We start from the raw sequence: 21153 nt of genomic DNA on the forward strand, positions 1-21153 counted from the left end.
CTGAATTTAGAAAGAAACGTTGATACCTCCGGAGATCGTTCGCATAGCCGGATAGCGGTAATAAGTGATACCGGTAATTCCCTGTTCAGGGTCTAGTCCCTGATTCCGGTGAATGGTAAACAGATTATCTCCTTGTACATATACCTGCACACTGCTCAATGCCAACTTACTAATCCATTGTTTGGGTAAGTTATAGGAAAGAGTCAGATTTTTCAATCGCATATACGAATTATTCTGCAAGAAACGGGTAGAAGCCGAGTTCCAGTTATTAGTGGTAGTACTCAAAGCAGGAACATCTGTATTACGATTGTCGGGAGTCCATCTTTTTAGAATCTCCGTCGACCAGTCGCGTCCTTCCAGACTTCCGTTGTGCAAAATCATTGTAATATCACGATTGTAGATATATCCACCGATACTATAAGCAAAGATGGCAGAAAGATCAAATCCTTTCCAGGAAAGAGAGGTATTGAATCCACCATACACCTTCGGAAGAGACGATTTATTGACGTAATAATAGTCAGCCGAACCGTAATCGTTTGTTGTGACACGTTTTCCGGTCGGATTGTGATTTTCATCTTCTTCATCCATATACCACAACGGATCTCCGTTCTCCGGATCTACTCCCGCCCACTCTATCATATAGAAATCATAAACAGAACGGCCTACCTGCAACTTGTTCACTCCACTTTGCGGCATATCTTTCAAAGGAAGATCCGTCACCTTATTCTTATAATGTGTCAGATTCATCCCCAGTTTCCATACCCAACCATTCTGATTGATAATCGTTCCGTTCAACACCATTTCTATACCTGTATTCTTCAAGGCTCCTACATTCTCGTCAATAGAACCATATCCCAGGGAAGGAGCTATCGGACGTGAGTAAAGCAAATCTTTCGAACGACGGGTAAAGAAGTCAAACGAACCGGAAAAACGGTTATTGAACAGGGAGAAGTCGATACCTACATTAAAGTTGAGGTTCGTTTCCCATTTCAGGTTCGGGGTCGCCATACGATCGGACACTAACGCATTTTCTCCCAGATTGGAAACAATGGTATAAAGTCCTTTACTCGCATAATACGTACCCAGGTTATCGTTTCCTTGTGCACCATAGCTCATTTTCAAAGTTAAGGCAGACAACCAGTCGGAAGTGCTTGCCATAAACTCTTCCCGGTCGATACGCCAGGAAGTACCCAGCGACCAGAAATTTCCCCAGCGGGTTTCGGGCGCAAAACGTGAAGAACCGTCGCGACGATAAGATGCCGAGAAGAAATATTTATTCTGATAATCATATAACGCTTGAGTCAGATAACCCACCAATGCATAGTCGATACGATATCCCGAACCTCCGGTCAGCTGTGAGCCGACTACCAATTCCGGCATATCAGGCTGTGCCATCTTAGAACGTGATGCTGTCAGTTCATCGTAACGGTAAGAATAGGCTTCCACACCGGCAAGGACATTAAAATGATGTTCACCGATTGTCTTGTCATACGTAGCGATATTATTCCACGTCCAGGAGAAAGTACGGGTATTCATCCGGCTGACGCCGCCTCCGTTTTCTTTAGCCGGACCTAACTTCGGGTTCGTATAATCCAACGTATTATAATTGATCAAGTCGAAGTTGAAACTTGTCTTGAATTTCAGTCCTTCAATAATTGTAGCTTCCAGAAAAGTACGGCCGGAGACTTCATCTTTCATTCGTTCCGATTTATCCAAAGGCAAAGTAGCCGGAAGGTTCCAGTTTGCCATCGAACCGGAAGGACGATAGGAACCGAAGTCATAAATACGGTCTCCACTCTCATCCAATTTGTAGCTACCATCCGTATTCATTTCATAAATGGGATAAAATCCCGGCATGGTACGTCCTGCGGTAATCACATTACTGGTTTTGGAGTCGGAAGAAACCGGATAATTCTGCATGGAATGTGCGAAACTCAAGTTGACGCCTCCCTTCAACCAGGAAGTCATCTCGCTGGTGATATTGGAACGAAGATTAAAACGCTGGTAACCGGATTCGAGTGCAATACCTTTATCATTCAGGTATCCGGCAGAAAAGAAATACTGATTCGCTTTTCCACCTCCGGAAACACTTAGATTTAACTCTGTGCGAAGTGCCTGTTGCTCCATGGCGTCACTCCAGTCAGAATTCCATAACGGACGGGCGCCTGCCACCAGCTTTCCATCTGTACCGACCGGTTGCGCATATTGAGGGCCATAGGGGTTCGGACCACCTCCCATCAATTTCGTTACCAAGTCTTTGGATGCTTGCGTCGCGGCAGTTGCCGGAGTATAATCCGCACTCTTAGCGTACTGATTGCGAAGTGCTTCCCAATATAATTCGAAGTATTGGTCGGTACTGACACGATCATAATCGCGTACGGCACGGTTGGAACCTCCTAACGAAGCTTTTACCTTTACTGTTGCTTTGGTATTCTGATCTCCCTGTTTGGTGGTGATAATAATCACACCGTTTGCACCACGGGAACCATACAAAGCAGCAGAGGCCGCATCTTTCAATACTGTCATCGAAGATATGTCATCCGGATTGATAGAGTTCACACTACCATCGAACGGGACACCGTCCACTACATAAAGCGGAGCGCTGGAAGCGTTGATAGATCCGATACCACGAATACGGATTTCCGCATCCGTACCCGGCTGGCCGCTTGCCGCACTCGCCTGTACTCCGGATACCGTACCCTCCAATACACGTGATATGCTGGAAGTCTGTAACTTTTCAATCTCACCTGCTTTCATCGTCGAAGCTGCTCCGGTAAAACTATACTTTTTAGCGGTAGCATAAGCTACTACCATTACTTCTTCCAGTTCCTTACTTTCCGATTCCAGCGTAACATTAATCACACTCCGGTTATTCACCGGTTGTTCTACCGTTCTCATTCCTACAAAACGGAACACTAAAGTGCCGGTAGCAGGAATCTCAATCGAATACTTTCCATCCATATCGGTAATGGTGCCGGAAGATGCTCCTTTCAATTGTACGGAGACACCAGGCAAAGGTTCTCCTTCAGAAGTCACCGTGCCTGTCACGCGTTTCTCCTGCTGTGCTTCCGCATATACTATATTTCCTGCAAAAAGCAGAAGAGACACGACTAATAAACGTAAATAGATTCTCATAATTTTGTGGCTTAAGATTTATTTGCTTGTTGTAACTAACAGTACATTGAACTTTTTTGTTTAGGAAACGAAACATTTTTTAGAGGATTGCTAGTATAAATCAACGAAAGGTAGTACATTCGTGAAACAAAAAATATCTATACCAACAAAGAACCACATGGGGAAACGGGTTATTCTATATCTTTTTCTGTTATTTTCACTGTCCTTACAGGCACAGACTGAAGAGAAAGTCTCTTTGGGCAACGATAGTACAGAAGTAGATTCCACATCAACCGCCAAGCCAAGTGCTTTTAAAAGAGCGATCAAGAAGTTTATGAACTTCAGTGATTTCGATACGCTCTATATCAGTCCTAACCGTTATAACTATGCGCTGATGGTTACTCATTTCAGTAACTTTGAGTATTATTCTATCACCAGTGAATTACCGCAGCCACAGAAACTTAGTTTTTCTCCCAACCCGCACAACAAGATAGGATTGTATTTCGGCTGGCGATGGATTTTCCTGGGATGGTCTGTAGATGTGAACGATATTTTCAAAAAAGGCACCCGAAAGAACAGGGGAACAGAGTTCGATCTTAGCTTATACAGTTCCAAATTAGGCGTGGACATCTTCTATCGCCGCACCGGTAATAATTACAAGATACACAAAATCAGAGGATTTTCAGACGATATACCCTCCAACTATTCCGAAGATTTCAGCGGAATAAAGGTAGATATCAAAGGACTGAACCTATATTATATCTTCAATAACCGTAAATTCTCCTACCCTGCCGCATTCAGTCAGTCCACCAATCAACGACGCAATGCAGGTACATTTATTGCAGGTTTTTCCATTTCAAAGCATCATCTCGACTTCGATTATACAGCACTTCCGGGATTTATCCAGGAGGCGATGAATCCTGCCATGAAAGTCAAAGATATTAAATACACCAATGCCAACATCAGTTTCGGCTATGCCTACAATTGGGTCTTTGCCCGCAACTGCCTGGCGTGTCTGTCTCTCACTCCTGCCATTGCCTACAAAGCTTCCGATGTGGACGCAGAAACGAATGAGGCAAAAGCGTGGTACGGTAAATTCAATCTGGATTTTCTGCTTCGCGCAGGGATTGTCTACAACACCGGGAAATATTACATAGGTACTTCCTTTGTTGGAAAAAACTACAATTATCATCGTAACAATTTCTCTGTAGACAATGGATTCGGTACTCTCCAAATATATGCCGGATTCAACTTCAACACCCGCAAAGAATACAGGAAAAAGAAATAATACCACAGAAACTAGAAATCATCAACTTGTTTGCTAATCCAAAGAATCTTTGTACATTTGCCACGTTCTAACGAGCAAAAGTAAAAAATCAATGAAGCAACAACGCCACATACAGACCACACGCACTCTTCTTTCCCGCTTTCGCTACTGGGGAAGAAAGAACTATGCTGCCTTTGCAAGTATGGGACGCGAATTCCAGATCGGTCATCTGCATACCAATGTAGTGGACGTTGCTCTTCGTAAGCAGAATGCTGCACAAACTATCCCTTATCATACATTTATGACACTTCAAGAAATCAAAGACCAAGTGTTGGCGGGTATCGACATATCACCCGACCAAGCTGCTTGGCTAGCCAATATGGCTAACAGCGAGGCGCTTTATGCCGCCGCACATGAGATTACCGTCGCACGTGCTTCGCACGAGTTCGACATGTGTTCCATCATCAACGCCAAGTCCGGCCGATGTCCGGAAAACTGTAAATGGTGTGCACAATCCTCCCACTACCAAACCAAAGCCGAGATTTACGATCTCCTTCCCGCTGAAGAATGTCTTCGACAGGCCCAATACAATGAAGCCCAGGACGTCAACCGATTTTCCCTCGTTACCAGCGGACGAAAACCATCTCCCAAACAGATTACCCAACTTTGCGATACAGTCCACTATATGCGTCGACATTCGTCGATTCAACTTTGTGCTTCTCTAGGACTGCTCAATGAAGAGGAATTGCGTTCCCTGCATGAAGCCGGGATCACCCGTTATCACTGTAATCTGGAAACTGCCCCGTCTCATTTTTCCAAACTCTGCTCTACGCATACGCAAGAACAGAAACTGGCTACCCTCGATGCAGCCCGTCGTGTAGGCATGGATATCTGTTGCGGAGGTATCATCGGCATGGGAGAAACGATGGAACAACGGATTGAATTCGCTTTCACACTGGCAGAACTGAATGTTCAATCCATACCTATCAACCTGCTTAGCCCGATTCCGGGCACTCCACTGGAAAACGAGCAGCCTTTAAGCGAAGAAGAAATACTTAAAACCATCGCACTCTTTCGTTTCATCAATCCGACCGCTTTTCTGCGTTTTGCCGGAGGACGTTCACAACTTTCTTCCGAAGCGATGCACAAGGCATTATATATCGGAATTAACTCGGCTATCGTAGGTGACCTATTGACAACACTCGGCTCCAAAGTATCAGAAGATAAAAAGATGATTCAGGAAGAAGGCTATCATTTTGCCGGTTCCCAATTTGATCGCGAACATATCTGGCATCCGTACACATCGACTACCGATCCGCTTCCTGTCTACAAAGTGAAACGGGCAGACGGTGTTACCATTACCCTCGAAGACGGACGAACGCTCATTGACGGAATGTCTTCCTGGTGGTGTGCAGTGCATGGATATAATCATCCGGTATTGAATCAGGCGGCAAAAGAACAATTAGATCAAATGTCCCATGTCATGTTCGGGGGATTGACGCACGATCCGGCTATTGAACTAGGGAAACTGTTATTGCCTTTGGTTCCTTCCTCCATGCAGAAAATATTTTATGCAGACTCCGGTTCGGTAGCCGTAGAAGTGGCACTGAAAATGGCTGTACAATATTGGTATGCAGCAGGAAAACCGGAAAAGAACAATTTCGTGACCATCCGTTCCGGCTATCACGGTGATACGTGGAATGCCATGTCTGTATGTGATCCGGTGACGGGTATGCACAGTCTTTTCGGTTCGGCATTGCCTGTACGTTATTTTGTTCCGTCCCCCACTTCCCGGTTTGACGGAGAATGGAATCCGGAAGATATACGACCTCTACAAGAGATGATTGAAAAACATTCAAAAGAGTTGGCGGCACTTATCCTGGAACCCGTGGTACAGGGAGCAGGCGGGATGTGGTTTTATCATCCGCAGTACCTGCGTGAAGCTGAAAAGCTTTGCCGGAAACACGATATTCTTCTTATCTTCGATGAAATAGCAACGGGATTCGGACGTACCGGCAAACTTTTTGCGTGGGAACACGCCGGAGTAGAACCGGATATCATGTGCATCGGCAAAGCACTGACCGGAGGATATATGACACTTTCTGCTGTATTGACCAGTAACCGGATAGCAGATACCATCTCCAACCACGCGCCGGGAGCTTTTATGCACGGACCTACATTTATGGGGAATCCACTCGCGTGTGCAGTGGCTTGCGCCTCCGTCCGCCTATTACTCGAATCCGGTTGGCAAGAGAATGTGAAGCGAATCGAAACCCAACTGAAAGAAGAACTGGCACCTGCACGGGGATTTCCGGAAGTGGCTGATGTACGAATACTCGGAGCTATCGGAGTCATTGAGATGAAGCGTCCGGTAAATATGGGCTATATGCAACGACGATTTGTGGAAGAAAAAATCTGGGTACGTCCCTTTGGCAAACTGGTATATCTGATGCCACCTTTCATCATCACTTCGGAACAATTAAGTAAACTGACTTCCGGGTTACTTAAAGTTATCCAAAAAAGATGACAGACAAGAAGAATATTACCGGATTTTCACCCAAGAATCTGTTCCTCGGTGAGCAAAAGGGTGTTCCTCGGTGAGGAACGGGCCTTTCCTCACCGAGGAAGGATGCCTTGGTCGGTGAGAAACTTTCAGAATAGTTCTTTTGATGATAAACATCTTATAGGCAACTAATTACACTTTCAATCATTCATATATCGAATACTGATTACTTAAAATAACAATTCATGACATTAGAGTATATAAACCAGGAACTACAGACCTTGAAAGAGAAAAAGAACTACCGTTCTCTCCCACCGCTAATCCACGAGGGTCGAGATGTTCTGCTGAACGGACAACGAATGTTGAACCTATCTTCTAATGATTATCTCGGACTGGCCAATGACATCTCATTGAGGGAGGAATTCTTAAAGACACTCACTCCCGAAACATTCCTGCCTACCTCCTCTTCTTCCCGGTTATTGACCGGTAATTTTAGTGACTATCAGAAGCTGGAACAACAGCTAGCCACCATGTTCGGAACGGAAAGTGCACTCATATTCAACAGTGGTTATCATGCCAATACAGGAATACTTCCTGCCATTTGCAATACTCATACACTGATTCTTGCTGACAAGCTAGTACATGCAAGCCTGATAGACGGAATTAAATTATCATCAGCTAAATGTATCCGGTATCGTCACAATGATATTTCCCAGTTGCAACGACTGATTGCTGAAAATCATAACGCTTATGAGCAGATTATTATTGTTACCGAAAGTATCTTCAGCATGGATGGCGATGAAGCTGATCTTCGCGCTCTCATTCTGCTCAAAAAGAGTTATTCCAATGTTCTTCTTTATGTAGATGAGGCTCATGCTTTTGGTGTACGAGGGGAAAAGGGATTAGGATGTGCTGAAGAACAGGACTGTATCAACGATATAGACTTTCTGGTAGGAACATTTGGAAAAGCCATTGCTTCGGCAGGAGCTTATATCGTCTGCCGACAACTCATTCGGGAATATCTTATCAATAAAATGCGTACGTTTATATTCACCACCGCACTCCCTCCTATCAATATTCAGTGGACTTCATGGGTGTTAGAACACCTTTCAGCTTTACAACATAAGAGGGCTCACCTGCTACAAATCAGCGAAAAGCTAAAGGTAGCCCTTACAGCCAAAGGATATAATTGCCCATCGGTGAGCCATATTGTACCTATGATTATAGGAACCAGTGAAGATACCATAATGAAAGCAGAAGAACTCCAACGCAAAGGATTCTATGCATTGCCCGTCCGCCCGCCTACCGTACCCGACGGAACCTCACGGATCCGCTTCTCACTGACAGCGGACATCACAGAACATGAAATTGACCAACTCATCAAACTGATAAACGAATGAAACAGCATTTTATCATAAAGAATAATCAGAAGCATCTATTGCTTTTCTTCGCCGGTTGGGGGATGGACGAAACTCCTTTCCTGACCATTCATCCTGTTGACAAGGACTGGATGATTTGCTATGACTACCGTTCATTAACATTTGATGTCGGTTTATTGGAAACCTATTCCCAGATTACACTCATCGCCTGGTCGATGGGAGTCTGGGCAGCTTCTCAACTCATAAAGCAGTATCCACATTTGCCTGTTTCCCAAAGTATCGCCATCAACGGTACCCTCTATCCCATACACGAAACCAAAGGTATTGCTCCCTCTATTTTCGATGGTACACTCCAAGGATTGAACGAACAAACCTTGCAGAAATTTCAAAGAAGGATGTGTGGTTCAATAGCTGACTATAAAGCTTTTCAAACCATATCCCCCCAGCGTCCGGTTGAAGAACTCAAAGAAGAGCTTGCCGCCATACAACAACAATATTTATCATTGTCTCCCTCTGATTTTAAATGGCAAAAAGCTATCATAGGAAAAGGCGACCGCATTTTCCTCCCGGATAACCAATATTTGGCATGGGAAAACCAAGTGGACTCTCTTGAACAAGTGGAAGCGGCACATTACCAACAGAAGCTTTTTAATACAATACTCATGTAGCCGGATACTGATGTGTTCATTATTGGTTCATATAATAATTTAGGGCAACCGTGAAATCCGTGTAATCCGTGCCTAAAAGATGCTAGCAATTAATTAGTGACGTACAATTACCATCAGGAAATCAGCCTATTAAATAAATATTGATTATGAATAAACAACTAATCGCAGAACGTTTTTCAAAAGCTATCACTACCTATCCGAGGGAAGCAAACGTGCAACGGCAAATAGCAGATAAAATGATCCATCTGCTTACAGAACATATATCTTCTCCCTGCTCGAAGGTGATTGAATTTGGCTGCGGAACCGGTATTTACTCCCGTATGCTGCTCCAAACCCTCCGTCCGGAAGAGTTATTACTCAATGACCTTTGCCCCGATATGAAATATTGCTGCGAAGACTTATTAAAGAAAAAGCAAGTTTCTTTTCTTCCGGGAGATGCCGAGACAGTCTCTTTCCCCGCCGAAAGCACACTGATAACTTCCTGTTCGGCCCTGCAATGGTTCGAGTCACCGGAAAACTTCTTCGAAAGGTGTAATACCTTGCTCAATAATCAGGGTTATTTCGCTTTTAGCACTTTCGGAAAAGAAAACATGAAAGAAATACGCGAACTTACCGGCAACGGACTTCCTTATCGTTCACGGGAAGAGCTTGAAGCAGCTTTATCACCCCATTTTGACATCCTGTATTCAGAAGAAGAGCTTATCCCCCTTTCGTTCGAAGACCCGATAAAAGTACTATATCATTTGAAGCAAACCGGAGTCAATGGTTTATCAACGCAATCCTCTACTGCCGGAAAACAAGAGAACGATTTGTGTTCATCAGACGACAATTCAAAAAATAAATCTAAGAACAATCTTCCCCAACAGCAGTGGACTCGTCGTGACTTGCAACTCTTCTGTGAACGTTACACGCAGGAATTTACTCAGGGCACTTCTGTGTCCTTAACATATCACCCTATTTATATCATCGCAAAAAAGAAAAAAGTATGAAACAGAATGTATATTTCGTAAGCGGTATCGATACAGATGCCGGAAAGAGCTATGCCACCGGCTTTCTAGCTCGTGAATGGAACAAGAACGGGCATCGTACCATCACCCAGAAATTTATTCAAACGGGAAATGTAGGTCATTCCGAAGATATTGACCTACACCGGCAAATCATGGGAATCCCTTTCACCAAAGAAGACCAAGAGGGACTAACCATGCCGGAGATTTTCTCTTATCCCGCCTCTCCGCATCTTGCTTCCCAACTGGATAACCGTCCCATCGACTTTGATAAAATAAAACGTGCAACTGAAGAATTGAGTGAACGGTATGACTCTGTTTTACTCGAAGGAGCAGGCGGCCTTATGGTTCCCCTCACTACCGAACTTTTGACCATTGACTACATCGCTCAAGAGAAATATCCGCTTATCTTTGTTACTTCAGGCAAACTGGGGAGCATCAATCATACCCTACTTAGTCTCGAAGCAATACAAAAACGCGGCATTGTACTAGATACCGTATTATATAATTTATATCCTACGGTAGAAGACAAGACAATTCAGAATGATACTATGGAATTTATCCGGACCTGGCTGAAAAAGTATTTTCCGGAAACGAAATTTATACTGGTTCCGGAAATAAAAAAGAATCTATAGAAAAGCAATCACCGACTACTTTCACTCGACAACAATCGTACTCTTTTGTGGATTATGGCTATCATAAGTAACTTTCACCGGATACATATAGCCATAATCCTTTATTTTTTAAACAGTAGTCGAATATTTATCCAAAGCCTTTCTCAATGATCTTTCCGAAATTGGTTTAGTCACATAATCGTTACACCCCATCTCTAAGGCCTGTTCCTTATCAGTCCCGAAAGCATAAGCCGTCAAGGCAATGATAGGAATCTCTTTAGAATAAGAGCGGATAATGTGGGTTGCTTCCAGTCCATCCATACGCGGCATTTTCACATCCATCAGGATTAAGTCCGGTTGGTACTGCTTATACATTTCGACAGCTTCCACTCCGTCTTTAGCCCAAAGCAATGTATATTCCCTGCCAATCAGATTCTTCAATAGGATGAAATTACTCTCCACATCTTCTGCCACCAGAATCTTCTTAATTTGTTGTACACGATTGACAGTATTCCCTTTAGATTCCACCTTTGTCTCTTTGAAGAAATTACCGAGTTCTCCGGTTTCTTCATAAGGAATTGTGAAGTAGAAGGTAGAGCCTTTACCCAATTCGGAAGTCACCCCGATTTCTCCACCGATCTTTTCGATAATCATCTGACAGATAGAGAGTCCTAATCCCGTCCCTTGCGCAAAAGAGTTCAGTTTGACAAAACGCTCGAAGATATGATCCACCTTTTCCGGCTCTATCCCTATTCCTGTATCTTTCACGTACACACGGATATCTTTATCCATTCGCTCAAAACCAAAACGGATCTCTCCTTCATAGGTAAACTTACTTGCATTAGTCAGGAAATTCGTTATCACTTGCATGATGCGGTTCTGGTCTCCCTCAATGAGCAAATCCTCCTCTTCATTGTCCAAAACGAGAGTTACCCCTTCTTTCACACGTTCTTTATGAACTGTATAAATTGTCCGGCAGACCTCTCCCAGATTCATTGGACGCTTGATATATTCGAGTGTTCCGGCCTCTATCTTCGATAAATCCAGAATATCATTAATCAATTGCAACAAAATATCCGAGTTCTGATTGATAATACCCGAATAAAGCTTTTTCTCTTCAGCAGTTTCGGCAGAAGGCAATAATTGGGAGAATCCTACAATAGCATTCAGCGGAGTCCGGATCTCATGGCTCATGTTAGCGAGGAAAGCACTTTTCAATCTGTCGGATTGCTCCGCTTTAATCCTTGCCTTGATCAGTTCCTGCTCAATATTCTGAAGATTAGTAATATCCCACGAAATGCCAATCAACAACGGTTTACGTCCCTCCATCGGTACAAGCGCTTTCAAAGTCTGCACAATACGCGCTTCTCCATTAGCCGACAGATAAGTTTCCTGCATATCAATACGCTTATGAGTCTGGAGTAATTCCAAATCATCCTTACGGAATTTCTCCGCATCTCCGTGCACCGGAAATATCTCATAATCCGTATGCCCGATAGCTTTAGACGCCGGAATGCCTGAATGATCGGCAAATGCCTTATTCCAATATAAATATCTAAGATCATCTTCCGGGTCCTTCACAAACAGATAGACCGGAATATTATTCAAAATACCATCCAACAACAGATTCAGTTCGCGGAGTTCATCCCGTTTCTTGATAACATCAGTGATATCCTGCGTAAAGAACCAGGTGAGTTCCTGATTATTCTCACGAATCAGGAAAGTTGATACCTGATGTACTCTCTCCTTAGTTTCTCCCTGACGTACATAAGCAGCACGATAAGCAAAGCTACCATCATTATCACGAATATCCTGCAGCTTTTGTTCCCATGCTTCCTTTGTTGTCATAGAGACACGCAAATCATATATTTTTTGTGTACCCAACTCCTGCGTTACACCGTATTCTTCTATAAATTGCTTATTCGCATAAACCAGCGTTCCATCTTCCGCCACAGCAAGAATACTGTCACTCACCTTATCAAGCACACTTTTAAAAACTTCCAGTTGCCTTTGGGTAGCTACCCGTTCCGTTATATCACGACACATAATCAGCACGTATTCCTCATCCAGCGGAAAAATACGGTTCTCGTAATAATGGCGTTCACCATTAAAATCCAGTTCGTGATGTGCAGTTGAAACAGTTCCGGTAGTAACAGCCTGCTGCATATTGGAGTGAACATTCTGATACGCTTTCGGTGGAACCATATCCTGCATGCGCATCCCTTTAAAATCCTTGTTTGATATTCCTACATGGTTGGTTTCTTCATTAGAAACAACTTCAATGCCTACCTCACTCTGATTGAAGACAGTCAGCATATCGGGAAGAGAATCTAGTATCCTAACAGCGTATTTCTCTTTAAAACTAACAGGATGATTGCTACGCTTCTCATCCCTAAGAACAGAAAGCTCTTTTCTAAGCTGCTCATTTTCTTTTTTAAGTGCTTCTAACTGTTCTACTAATGCTTCTTTGCTTTGTTCGATGCTCATGATGTAACGGGGTAAATACGTACTTATCTGCCAAAAGTAAATATTTTTTTGAATAAAAGCACGTATTTACCCTGTTTTTTTCAAAGAATTACTCAATAACCATAATCCGGTCGTTTAATCCCACCTTCATGCCATTTTCCACGAATACTTCTTTCACGACTCCATCCGTCACCGAACGTATCTCATTCTCCATTTTCATCGCCACCAATACACAAAGCGGATCACCCCGTTTCACGAGGCCCCCCTTCTTTACATACGTCTTCAGGATGACTCCCGGCATCGGTGCTTGTACCACCTGACGCCCCACGGATTCAGCAGCAGTGCGGGCATTATGTATTTTCTCCATTTCTCCTTGCAATTCAATCTGATAAAGCTCCCCTTTATTCATAATCGTATATGAATTATTGGAAGAAGGAGAAATCTGCACTCCATGCGAGTGATGATCGATGATGATCGAATGAATGGAGTCGCCACCCATATTATAATCGACCTCATATATCTTACCATTGACCGCAATCTTCTTGATTGGCCCGTCCTCTAGAATTTCTACCTTATATTCACTATCCGGCATATCCTGAAGCTTGGCGTAATATGTAGCTAATGTTGTACCCATAACCAATTCCGTTATTTTTTAATTTTCAATTCTCAATTTTCAATTTAATAATTATTAGCAGTCATCTGCAATTTACCGTAATACTTCCAGAGCGATTCGCCCACTACGGGAAGTGTAGTGGCACGGGAAGCCGCTTCTTTCTCCCTCTCGTAGTGTCTCACTGCGGCAGCAATGACAGCCACAGTCGGATCAGTATTCTGACGACGTTTCAGATCTTCCTTATCAAAACGCGTATCGATAAATGTCGTATCGTATTCACCTTTCAGGAAAGCCGCATTCTTCAATACACGTTGATGGAAAGGAATTGTCGTTTTAATTCCCAGAATCTTATACTCTCGTAAAGCACGTGCCATATTGGAAATGGCCGAAGCACGGGTACGTCCCCAACAACAAAGCTTTGCAATCATCGGGTCATAATGCAAAGAGACCTCAAATCCCGCATAAGCGGCACTGTCAAGACGCAGGTTACGGCCTTCGGGAGCTTCACGGACAGTAATCACACCGGGAGAAGGCATGAAGTTATTCTCCGGATCTTCGGCGTAAATACGACATTCGATCGCTGCTCCGCTAAACTGTATATCATCCTGTTTATAAGGCAACGGATTTCCGGCAGCAACAGTGATCATATCCCGTACCAGGTCAACGCCTGTGCACTCCTCCGTCACAGGATGCTCCACCTGCAAACGGGTATTCATCTCAAGGAAGTAGAAATTCTGATCTTTATCCATCATAAACTCCAATGTCCCGGCACTGTAATAACCTATTTTCTTACAGGCTTCCACAGCTACCTTCAACATCTTCTTTCTCGTCTCTTCTTTCACAAAAGGAGAAGGACTTTCTTCTATCACCTTTTGGTTACGACGCTGAATGGAACATTCACGTTCATACAGATGAACGACATTTCCATACTTGTCTCCCATGATCTGAACTTCGATATGATGCGGATTCTCAATATATTTTTCAATATAAACCGCATCATTGCCAAAGGAGGTCCCTGCTTCGGATTGTGACAAACGGAGAGCTGTTTCCACCTCTTCTTCCGTACGTACCAGACGCATCCCCTTGCCTCCACCTCCCGCAAGTGCTTTCAACATAATGGGGTAGCCGACTTCATTAGCGACCTTCTTCACCTCATCAATGCCCTGTACGGGCGTTTCGGTTCCGGGCACAATGGGTAATCCTGCTTCACGCATAATCTTACGGGCTTCCGTCTTGATTCCCATTTTGGAAATAATATCCGCACTCGGTCCGATAAAAATCACTCCCTCTTCTTCACAACGACGGGCAAAATCCGCATTCTCTGACAGGAAACCGTATCCCGGATGAATAGCGGCTCCGGTCTTTTTGGCAATGGACAATATCAATTCCGGCTTCAAGTAAGAGGTATCTTCCGGCGAATTGGAAATGCAATAGGCTTCTTCTGCATAACGGACGTGCAAAGCCCCGCGATCTACATGGGTATAAACAGCCACTGTCGAGATATTCATCACCCGGCAAGTGCGGAAGATACGCATCGCTATCTCACCCCGGTTGGCTACTAATATTTTCTTTATCATAATCTTTTTCTTTTTAGAAATAAAAACTTAAAAGAGCAATCAAATAATATTAGGCACGGATTACGCGGATTACACTGCTTGCAGAATAAAGGTTACCACATAAAGCAACCGTGAAATCCGCGTAATCCGTGCCTAAATTCAATCCATAAACAAGCCTAAAGCGGTAGGTTGGAATGTTTCTTAGGAGGATTCGATTGCCGTTTGTTGGCAAGCATCTCGAAACTTCGAATCAATCTCAAACGGGTTACCGCGGGATCGATCACTTCATCCACATATCCCAGTTCCGCCGCCCGGTAAGGATTGGCAAACTTTCCGCGATAATCATCCTGAAGTTCTTTCCGTTTCTCTTCGGGTTTCTCGGCTTTATCTATTTCCTTACGGAAAAGGATATTCACAGCTCCATCCGGTCCCATCACCGCGATTTCGGCAGTAGGGAAAGCAAGATTTACATCTCCACGGATATGCTTGGAACTCATCACATCGTAAGCACCACCGTATGCCTTGCGGGTAATAACCGTCACTTTCGGCACCGTAGCCTCGCAATAAGCATAAAGCAGTTTTGCCCCGTTACGGATAATTCCACCATATTCCTGATCGACTCCCGGAAGGAATCCCGGCACATCTACCAATGTCAGTAAAGGAATATTAAAAGCATCACAGAAGCGGACAAAACGGGCGGCTTTGACAGACGCATTGATATCCAGTGTACCAGCAAGCACCAATGGCTGATTAGCCACCACTCCCACCGTTTTTCCATTCAGGCGGATATAACCCGTCACAATATTCGCAGCATATTCTGCCTGAAGTTCGAAGAAACTATTATCATCAGCCACCGCTTCTATCATCTCTTTTATATTATATGGCTGATTCGGATTGGCCGGAATCAAATCTGCCAGTTCCGGAGTCAGGCGAGTCGGCGAATCGCTGGTCGCTACAAACGGAGGCTCTTCCATATTATTCCCCGGCAGATAGGAGATCAATTCGCGAATATAATTGATGCACTCAATATCATTCTCCGCAGAAAGATGGGCTACACCGGACTTTGTCATGTGCACGCCTACTCCGCCGAGTTCTTCTTTAGTCACTTCTTCCTGTGTCACGCTTCTCACCACATCCGGTCCTGTAATAAACATATAACCGGAGTTTTTCACCATCAGAATAAAATCGGTCAATGCAGGAGAATAAACCGCACCACCGGCACAAGGTCCCATGATCGCGCTAATCTGTGGAATCACTCCGGATGCCATAGAATTACGCAGGAATATCTCGGCATATCCGGCCAAAGAACGTACCCCTTCCTGAATTCGCGCGCCTCCCGAATCATTCAATCCGATGATAGGCGCTCCCATCTGCATAGCCATGTCCATCACTTTGCAGATCTTCTTAGCGTGCGTTTCTGAAAGAGCTCCTCCAAATACGGTGAAATCCTGTGCGAATACATAAACCAAGCGCTTGCCAATCATACCATATCCCGTCACCACCCCGTCTCCGGCAAATTTCTGCTTTTCCATACCGAAATCGGTACACCGATGGGTTACCAACTTATCCAGTTCGATAAACGAACCTTTCTCCAATAATAAATCGATGCGTTCACGGGCGGTCAGTTTGCCCACAGAATGTTGTTTTTCAATGCGAGCGTCTCCGCCGCCTTTTTCTGCTTTCCTGTTCAGTTCTTCCAGATTGTTAATAAGCTCTTTCATAGGCTGTAGTTATTAAAATTGTATGTGTGTAAAAATAAATAGTAATAAATGAAATCATTGTCATATTGATTACACAAAGATACTTTTATATAATGAACGCATCGTGTACGGAATTTGTTAGCATTTATGCCTTAAAACATCTTTTTCTATTTATTCAGGAAGCTTTTTTTGCAGGTTGCGACAACAAATGTCCATGCTTTTCTGTTTATCGCTTATCATTTTTAATAAAACCTATACCCTAACAAAATGAGAACAATTAAAATCTTATTAGCAGCCGGTTTCCTGCTCGTGTTCGGTACAAGTATTCATGCACAGGTACAACGGAATGAAACCTATCTACCCAAATTTGCCATCAAGACCAATGCTCTCTATTGGGCCACTACTACACCCAACTTAGGAATCGAAGTGGGACTGGCAAAGAAACTGACTCTCGACATATCCGGTAATTACAATCCGTGGAAGTTTGGTGACGACCGTCAAATCAAGCATTGGCTCGTTCAGCCGGAATTACGCTATTGGCTCTGCGAACGTTTCAACGAAAGTTTCTTCGGTTTGCACGGACATTACGGAGAAATGAATGTCAGCAATCTGAATATATTCGGAATGGGACATGACCGTTACGACGGCAATCTGTACGGAGCCGGCATTTCCTATGGATACCAATGGCTCATAAGCAAGCGCTGGAGTATGGAAGCAACCATCGGCGTGGGATATGCCCGTCTGGAATATGATAAATATGCCCGTGATTGTAAATGTGAAAAGCTGGGACACAACACCCGTAATTATTTCGGCCCGACTAAAATCGGTCTTAGCTTCATTTATGTCATCAAATAATCGAACTTTCTAAAACTTATAATGATGAAAAGAAAACTTATTTATCTATTTATAGCTCTTGCAGCCACTATTCTGCCGGCTCATGCACAAAAATTCCTGAACGATGCGCTCACTCTCTCAAACGTATCTTTATGGCAACAAGGTAACTCTCTTTATGTCGGCATGACTTTCGACATGAAGAATCTGACAATAGGTTCCGCCCGAAGTTTAAGCCTTATCCCCCTGCTGACGGACGGACAGCATAATGTACCTTTGCAAGAAATCATCGTCAATGGTAAAAGACGCGAAAAAGCATATATCCGCGGTCTGGCAATAACCAAGCAAGAACCAACCGCCATTATCGTTCCTTATAATAAAAGGGAAACTTTTAATTATACGCAGGTGATTCCTTACAAACCCTGGATGGCTAATGCCAGTTTGCAACTTGTAGAGAATTTATGCGGATGCGGCAATTATCAGGAAATGAATGCACAGGAACTGATTACCAATGATGTATCTACCGAAGCCAAACGCTTAAGTGCTATGTCTCCTATCATTGCCTATATCCAGCCAACCGTAGAAGTGGTCAAAAACCGTAGCGAACAATATGAAGCTCATCTGGATTTCCCGGTCAACAAATCGGTAATTCAGACCGACTTCATGAACAATCATGCTGAATTGGTGAATATCCATGCCATGTTTGACAAAATACAGAATGACCGGAACCTGACTGTGAAAGGTATTAGTATCGAAGGTTTCGCCTCGCCGGAAGGACCTCTTGCCTTCAATGAACAGCTTTCCAAAAAACGTGCGGAAGCTTTGAAGGATTATCTGGTCAAGAACGAAAAAGTGTCTTCCAAACTATATAAAGTGACTTTCGGTGGAGAAAACTGGGATGGATTAGTAAAAGCACTCCAATCTTCTTCGATGAAGGAGAAGGAAACATTCCTGAACATCATCAAGAATACGACTGACGATGCCAAACGTAAACAGGAAATCATGCGTGTAGGCGGCGGAGCTCCTTACCGTAGCATGCTGAAAGAGATTTATCCGGGATTGCGTAAAGTAAACTGCAAGATCGACTATACCGTTGTCAATTTCGATGTTGAACAAGGGCGTATCATTATCCGGGAAAATCCGAAATATCTTAGTCTGAACGAAATGTATCAGGTGGCCAACAGTTATCCGAAAGGCAGCAAAGATTTTGTGAATGTATTCGATATTGCCGTACGTATGTATCCTACTGACGCCGTAGCTAACCTGAACGCAGGAGCCGTCGCATTATCACAAAAGGATTTGAATGCAGCAGTGAAGTTTATGGAGAAAGCCGATCATAATACTGCCGAGTTTATAAACAATACCGGAGTCTACAATTTCCTTAACGGAGACATCAACCGTGCCATGGCTGCATTCGAGCAGGCAGCAAAGCTAGGTAACGAAGCTGCCCTTGCCAACTTAAAACAATTACAACAAATTTTAAGTGTGAAGATGAAATAAACAGAAAAATCTATTTATTCAACCGACCAAAGTGGGGCGTTCGTTTGTTATATCAATAATAAACGACGTTCCACTTTTTAAATCTGATAATTATGACCTTGATCCTTGCCGTTATTCCTGTGTTACTGTTGATTATACTGATGGCATTTTTTAAAATGTCAGGTGATAAAAGTAGTATCATTTCTCTGATTGTGACGATGCTGATTGCTCTTTTCGGCTTCGCTTTCTCGGTAGACAATCTGTTTTACTCCTTTTTATATGGAGCATTAAAAGCGGTCTCTCCTATCTTAATCATTATTCTGATGGCTATTTTCAGTTATAATGTATTGTTGAAAACTGAAAAGATGGAGATTATTAAACAGCAATTCGCTTCTATTTCTACCGATAAAAGTATTCAGGTGTTATTACTGACTTGGGGATTCGGAGGTCTATTGGAAGCTATGGCCGGTTTCGGAACAGCAGTAGCTATTCCGGCGGCAATTCTTATCAGTCTGGGATTCAAGCCTATCTTTTCGGCAACGGTGAGTCTGATTGCCAATAGTGTAGCCACTGCTTTCGGAGCAATCGGAACTCCGGTATTGGTATTGGCCAAAGAAACGAATTTGGACGTATTGCATCTTAGTACAAATGTCGTATTGCAATTATCCGTTTTAATGTTCCTGATTCCGCTGGTTCTACTTTTCCTTACTGACTCCAAACTTAAATCGCTCCCGAAAAATATATTCCTGGCTTTATTGGTAGGCGGAGTTTCTTTAGTCAGTCAATATCTGGCAGCAAAATATATGGGTGCTGAATCTCCGGCCATAATCGGCAGTATTCTTTCTATTATCGTAATCGTTATTTATGGAAAACTTACTGCATCTAAAGAAGAGAAAGCACGAAAAAGCCATCTGAAAACGAAAGATATATTAAATGCATGGAGCATTTATTTACTGATTCTGTTTCTGATTATCCTGACCAGTCCGCTCTTTCCGGGATTGCGTCATACTTTAGAGAACAATTGGATTACGAGAATCAGTCTGCCTATCAATGCGTCCACCGTCAATTATACTATTTCCTGGCTGACTCATGCCGGAGTATTGCTTTTCATCGGTACTTTTATCGGTGGATTGATTCAGGGGGCTAAAGTAAAAGATCTGTTCATCGTTCTTTGGAATACCGTGAAGCAGTTGAAGAAAACATTCATTACGGTTATCTGCCTCGTGGGGTTATCTACTATTATGGATAGTTCTGGAATGATCGCTGTGATTGCCACAGCACTGGCTACGGCTACCGGAAGTTTGTATCCGTTATTTGCTCCGGTCATCGGTTGTCTGGGAACATTTATCACCGGAAGCGATACATCTTCCAACATCCTCTTCGGCAAGTTGCAAGCAAGTGTGGCAGGACAGATTCATGTCAGTCCGGATTGGTTGTCTGCGGCAAATACAGTAGGCGCTACAGGTGGTAAGATTATCTCTCCGCAAAGTATTGCTATTGCCACTTCTGCCGGAAACCAACAGGGAAAAGAAGGTGAAATACTGAAAGCGGCTATTCCGTATGCATTAGTATATGTAGCGATTACCGGAATTATTGTTTATATTTTCAGTTAATTCCCCAAAAATAGAAGAAGATAATAGTACCGTTAACAAAGCGCGATAAATATTTCCGCTTAGCCATTAGATGGCAAAGCATTCAGCTCATTTTCGTACTGATTTGAACACCAATAAAAACTATAACTCTCTGCCACATTTTTGTCTTTTATTCAAGTATTATACGGGGGAAAACAAAAATGTGGCAGTGCTTATAATCAATGACTTGGTTCTAAAAAAGCGTAGAAATAAGAGAAGTTTACAGAAAACGTATATAGAGTTTTTGCTTTTGGGAGAAGATAAAATGCACTTTCTTTTTAATCATTTGAGTTTTAATATTTTGGATGTCTTGTTTTTATCCTTTTCA

The 21153-nt window shown here is 43.2% G+C and carries 14 protein-coding genes; 9 read left to right on the top strand and 5 right to left on the bottom strand.

The window, feature by feature from the left end; all coding sequences use genetic code 11:
- Positions 1 to 6 precede the first annotated feature (6 nt).
- Entirely contained in the window at positions 7 to 3135 is a 3129-nt protein-coding gene (locus tag NXV01_RS21430; protein WP_258981238.1) for a TonB-dependent receptor, read from the bottom strand.
- A gap of 157 nt (positions 3136 to 3292) precedes the next feature.
- On the opposite strand from NXV01_RS21430, the gene NXV01_RS21435 reads away from it, so the two are divergent.
- The 6 genes from NXV01_RS21435 (at position 3293) to bioD (ending at position 10570) form a co-directional block, all read left to right on the top strand.
- Entirely contained in the window at positions 3293 to 4402 is a 1110-nt protein-coding gene (locus NXV01_RS21435) for a DUF4421 domain-containing protein (RefSeq protein WP_259023470.1), read from the top strand.
- A 91-nt stretch (positions 4403 to 4493) separates the two neighbouring features.
- On the top strand, positions 4494 to 6908 hold the full coding sequence (bioA, locus tag NXV01_RS21440) for an adenosylmethionine--8-amino-7-oxononanoate transaminase (RefSeq protein ID WP_217721075.1): 2415 nt from the start codon (positions 4494 to 4496) through the stop codon (positions 6906 to 6908).
- Between the two features lie 221 nt (positions 6909 to 7129).
- A complete protein-coding gene (locus NXV01_RS21445; protein ID WP_259023202.1) occupies positions 7130 to 8284 on the top strand; it encodes an 8-amino-7-oxononanoate synthase in 1155 nt (384 codons plus the stop codon).
- A complete protein-coding gene (locus tag NXV01_RS21450) occupies positions 8281 to 8931 on the top strand; it encodes a DUF452 family protein (RefSeq protein WP_217721076.1) in 651 nt (216 codons plus the stop codon). The genes NXV01_RS21445 and NXV01_RS21450 overlap by 4 nt, the downstream gene beginning before the upstream one ends.
- Before the next feature lie 146 nt (positions 8932 to 9077).
- Positions 9078 to 9920: a malonyl-ACP O-methyltransferase BioC gene (bioC, locus tag NXV01_RS21455; RefSeq protein ID WP_234132876.1), complete on the top strand. Its 843-nt coding sequence runs from the start codon at positions 9078 to 9080 to the stop codon at positions 9918 to 9920.
- Positions 9917 to 10570, top strand: a complete 654-nt coding sequence (gene bioD, locus NXV01_RS21460; RefSeq protein WP_195649472.1) for a dethiobiotin synthase — start codon at positions 9917 to 9919, stop codon at positions 10568 to 10570. The genes bioC and bioD overlap by 4 nt, the downstream gene beginning before the upstream one ends.
- A gap of 108 nt (positions 10571 to 10678) precedes the next feature.
- Here bioD and NXV01_RS21465 read toward each other — a convergent pair whose 3' ends face one another.
- From NXV01_RS21465 to NXV01_RS21480, 4 genes are all read right to left on the bottom strand, one after another.
- Positions 10679 to 13036 (bottom strand): PAS domain-containing protein, encoded by a 2358-nt coding sequence (locus NXV01_RS21465; protein WP_195649471.1) that lies wholly within the window; start codon positions 13034 to 13036, stop codon positions 10679 to 10681.
- Between the two features lie 88 nt (positions 13037 to 13124).
- Entirely contained in the window at positions 13125 to 13649 is a 525-nt protein-coding gene (locus tag NXV01_RS21470) for a biotin/lipoyl-containing protein (RefSeq protein WP_259023203.1), read from the bottom strand.
- Between the two features lie 44 nt (positions 13650 to 13693).
- The gene (accC, locus tag NXV01_RS21475) at positions 13694 to 15205 is read right to left on the bottom strand and encodes an acetyl-CoA carboxylase biotin carboxylase subunit (RefSeq protein WP_148364887.1); all 1512 of its coding nucleotides are present in this window, start codon (positions 15203 to 15205) and stop codon (positions 13694 to 13696) included.
- A 155-nt stretch (positions 15206 to 15360) separates the two neighbouring features.
- Positions 15361 to 16905 (bottom strand): acyl-CoA carboxylase subunit beta, encoded by a 1545-nt coding sequence (locus NXV01_RS21480; RefSeq protein ID WP_099147610.1) that lies wholly within the window; start codon positions 16903 to 16905, stop codon positions 15361 to 15363.
- Between the two features lie 246 nt (positions 16906 to 17151).
- On the opposite strand from NXV01_RS21480, the gene NXV01_RS21485 reads away from it, so the two are divergent.
- The 3 genes from NXV01_RS21485 to NXV01_RS21495 all read left to right on the top strand — a co-directional run bounded on the left by NXV01_RS21485 (position 17152) and on the right by NXV01_RS21495 (position 20807).
- Positions 17152 to 17739 carry a DUF3575 domain-containing protein gene (locus NXV01_RS21485; protein WP_259023204.1) on the top strand — a complete coding sequence of 196 codons (588 nt, stop codon included), beginning with the start codon at positions 17152 to 17154 and terminating at the stop codon, positions 17737 to 17739.
- 24 nt (positions 17740 to 17763) lie between these two features.
- Positions 17764 to 19215 (top strand): DUF3868 domain-containing protein, encoded by a 1452-nt coding sequence (locus NXV01_RS21490; RefSeq protein WP_148364886.1) that lies wholly within the window; start codon positions 17764 to 17766, stop codon positions 19213 to 19215.
- Positions 19216 to 19307: 92 nt separating this feature from the next.
- Positions 19308 to 20807 carry an L-lactate permease gene (locus NXV01_RS21495; RefSeq protein ID WP_148364885.1) on the top strand — a complete coding sequence of 500 codons (1500 nt, stop codon included), beginning with the start codon at positions 19308 to 19310 and terminating at the stop codon, positions 20805 to 20807.
- Positions 20808 to 21153 lie beyond the last annotated feature (346 nt).

The sequence above is a fragment of the Bacteroides sp. BFG-606 genome (assembly GCF_024788145.1).
Taxonomy (GTDB): domain Bacteria; phylum Bacteroidota; class Bacteroidia; order Bacteroidales; family Bacteroidaceae; genus Bacteroides; species Bacteroides vicugnae.

Bases quoted from the DNA above. Each gene is read 5' to 3' on its own strand.
- bioA (WP_217721075.1), top strand. From the start codon at position 4,494: ATGAAGCAACAACGCCACATACAGACCACACGCACTCTTCTTTCCCGC.
- NXV01_RS21495 (WP_148364885.1), top strand. From the start codon at position 19,308: ATGACCTTGATCCTTGCCGTTATTCCTGTGTTACTGTTGATTATACTG.
- NXV01_RS21465 (WP_195649471.1), bottom strand. From the start codon at position 13,036: ATGAGCATCGAACAAAGCAAAGAAGCATTAGTAGAACAGTTAGAAGCA.
- NXV01_RS21480 (WP_099147610.1), bottom strand. From the start codon at position 16,905: ATGAAAGAGCTTATTAACAATCTGGAAGAACTGAACAGGAAAGCAGAA.
- NXV01_RS21435 (WP_259023470.1), top strand. From the start codon at position 3,293: ATGGGGAAACGGGTTATTCTATATCTTTTTCTGTTATTTTCACTGTCC.
- NXV01_RS21450 (WP_217721076.1), top strand. From the start codon at position 8,281: ATGAAACAGCATTTTATCATAAAGAATAATCAGAAGCATCTATTGCTT.
- NXV01_RS21430 (WP_258981238.1), bottom strand. From the start codon at position 3,135: ATGAGAATCTATTTACGTTTATTAGTCGTGTCTCTTCTGCTTTTTGCA.
- bioD (WP_195649472.1), top strand. From the start codon at position 9,917: ATGAAACAGAATGTATATTTCGTAAGCGGTATCGATACAGATGCCGGA.
- NXV01_RS21470 (WP_259023203.1), bottom strand. From the start codon at position 13,649: ATGGGTACAACATTAGCTACATATTACGCCAAGCTTCAGGATATGCCG.
- bioC (WP_234132876.1), top strand. From the start codon at position 9,078: ATGAATAAACAACTAATCGCAGAACGTTTTTCAAAAGCTATCACTACC.
- NXV01_RS21490 (WP_148364886.1), top strand. From the start codon at position 17,764: ATGAAAAGAAAACTTATTTATCTATTTATAGCTCTTGCAGCCACTATT.
- accC (WP_148364887.1), bottom strand. From the start codon at position 15,205: ATGATAAAGAAAATATTAGTAGCCAACCGGGGTGAGATAGCGATGCGT.
- NXV01_RS21445 (WP_259023202.1), top strand. From the start codon at position 7,130: ATGACATTAGAGTATATAAACCAGGAACTACAGACCTTGAAAGAGAAA.
- NXV01_RS21485 (WP_259023204.1), top strand. From the start codon at position 17,152: ATGAGAACAATTAAAATCTTATTAGCAGCCGGTTTCCTGCTCGTGTTC.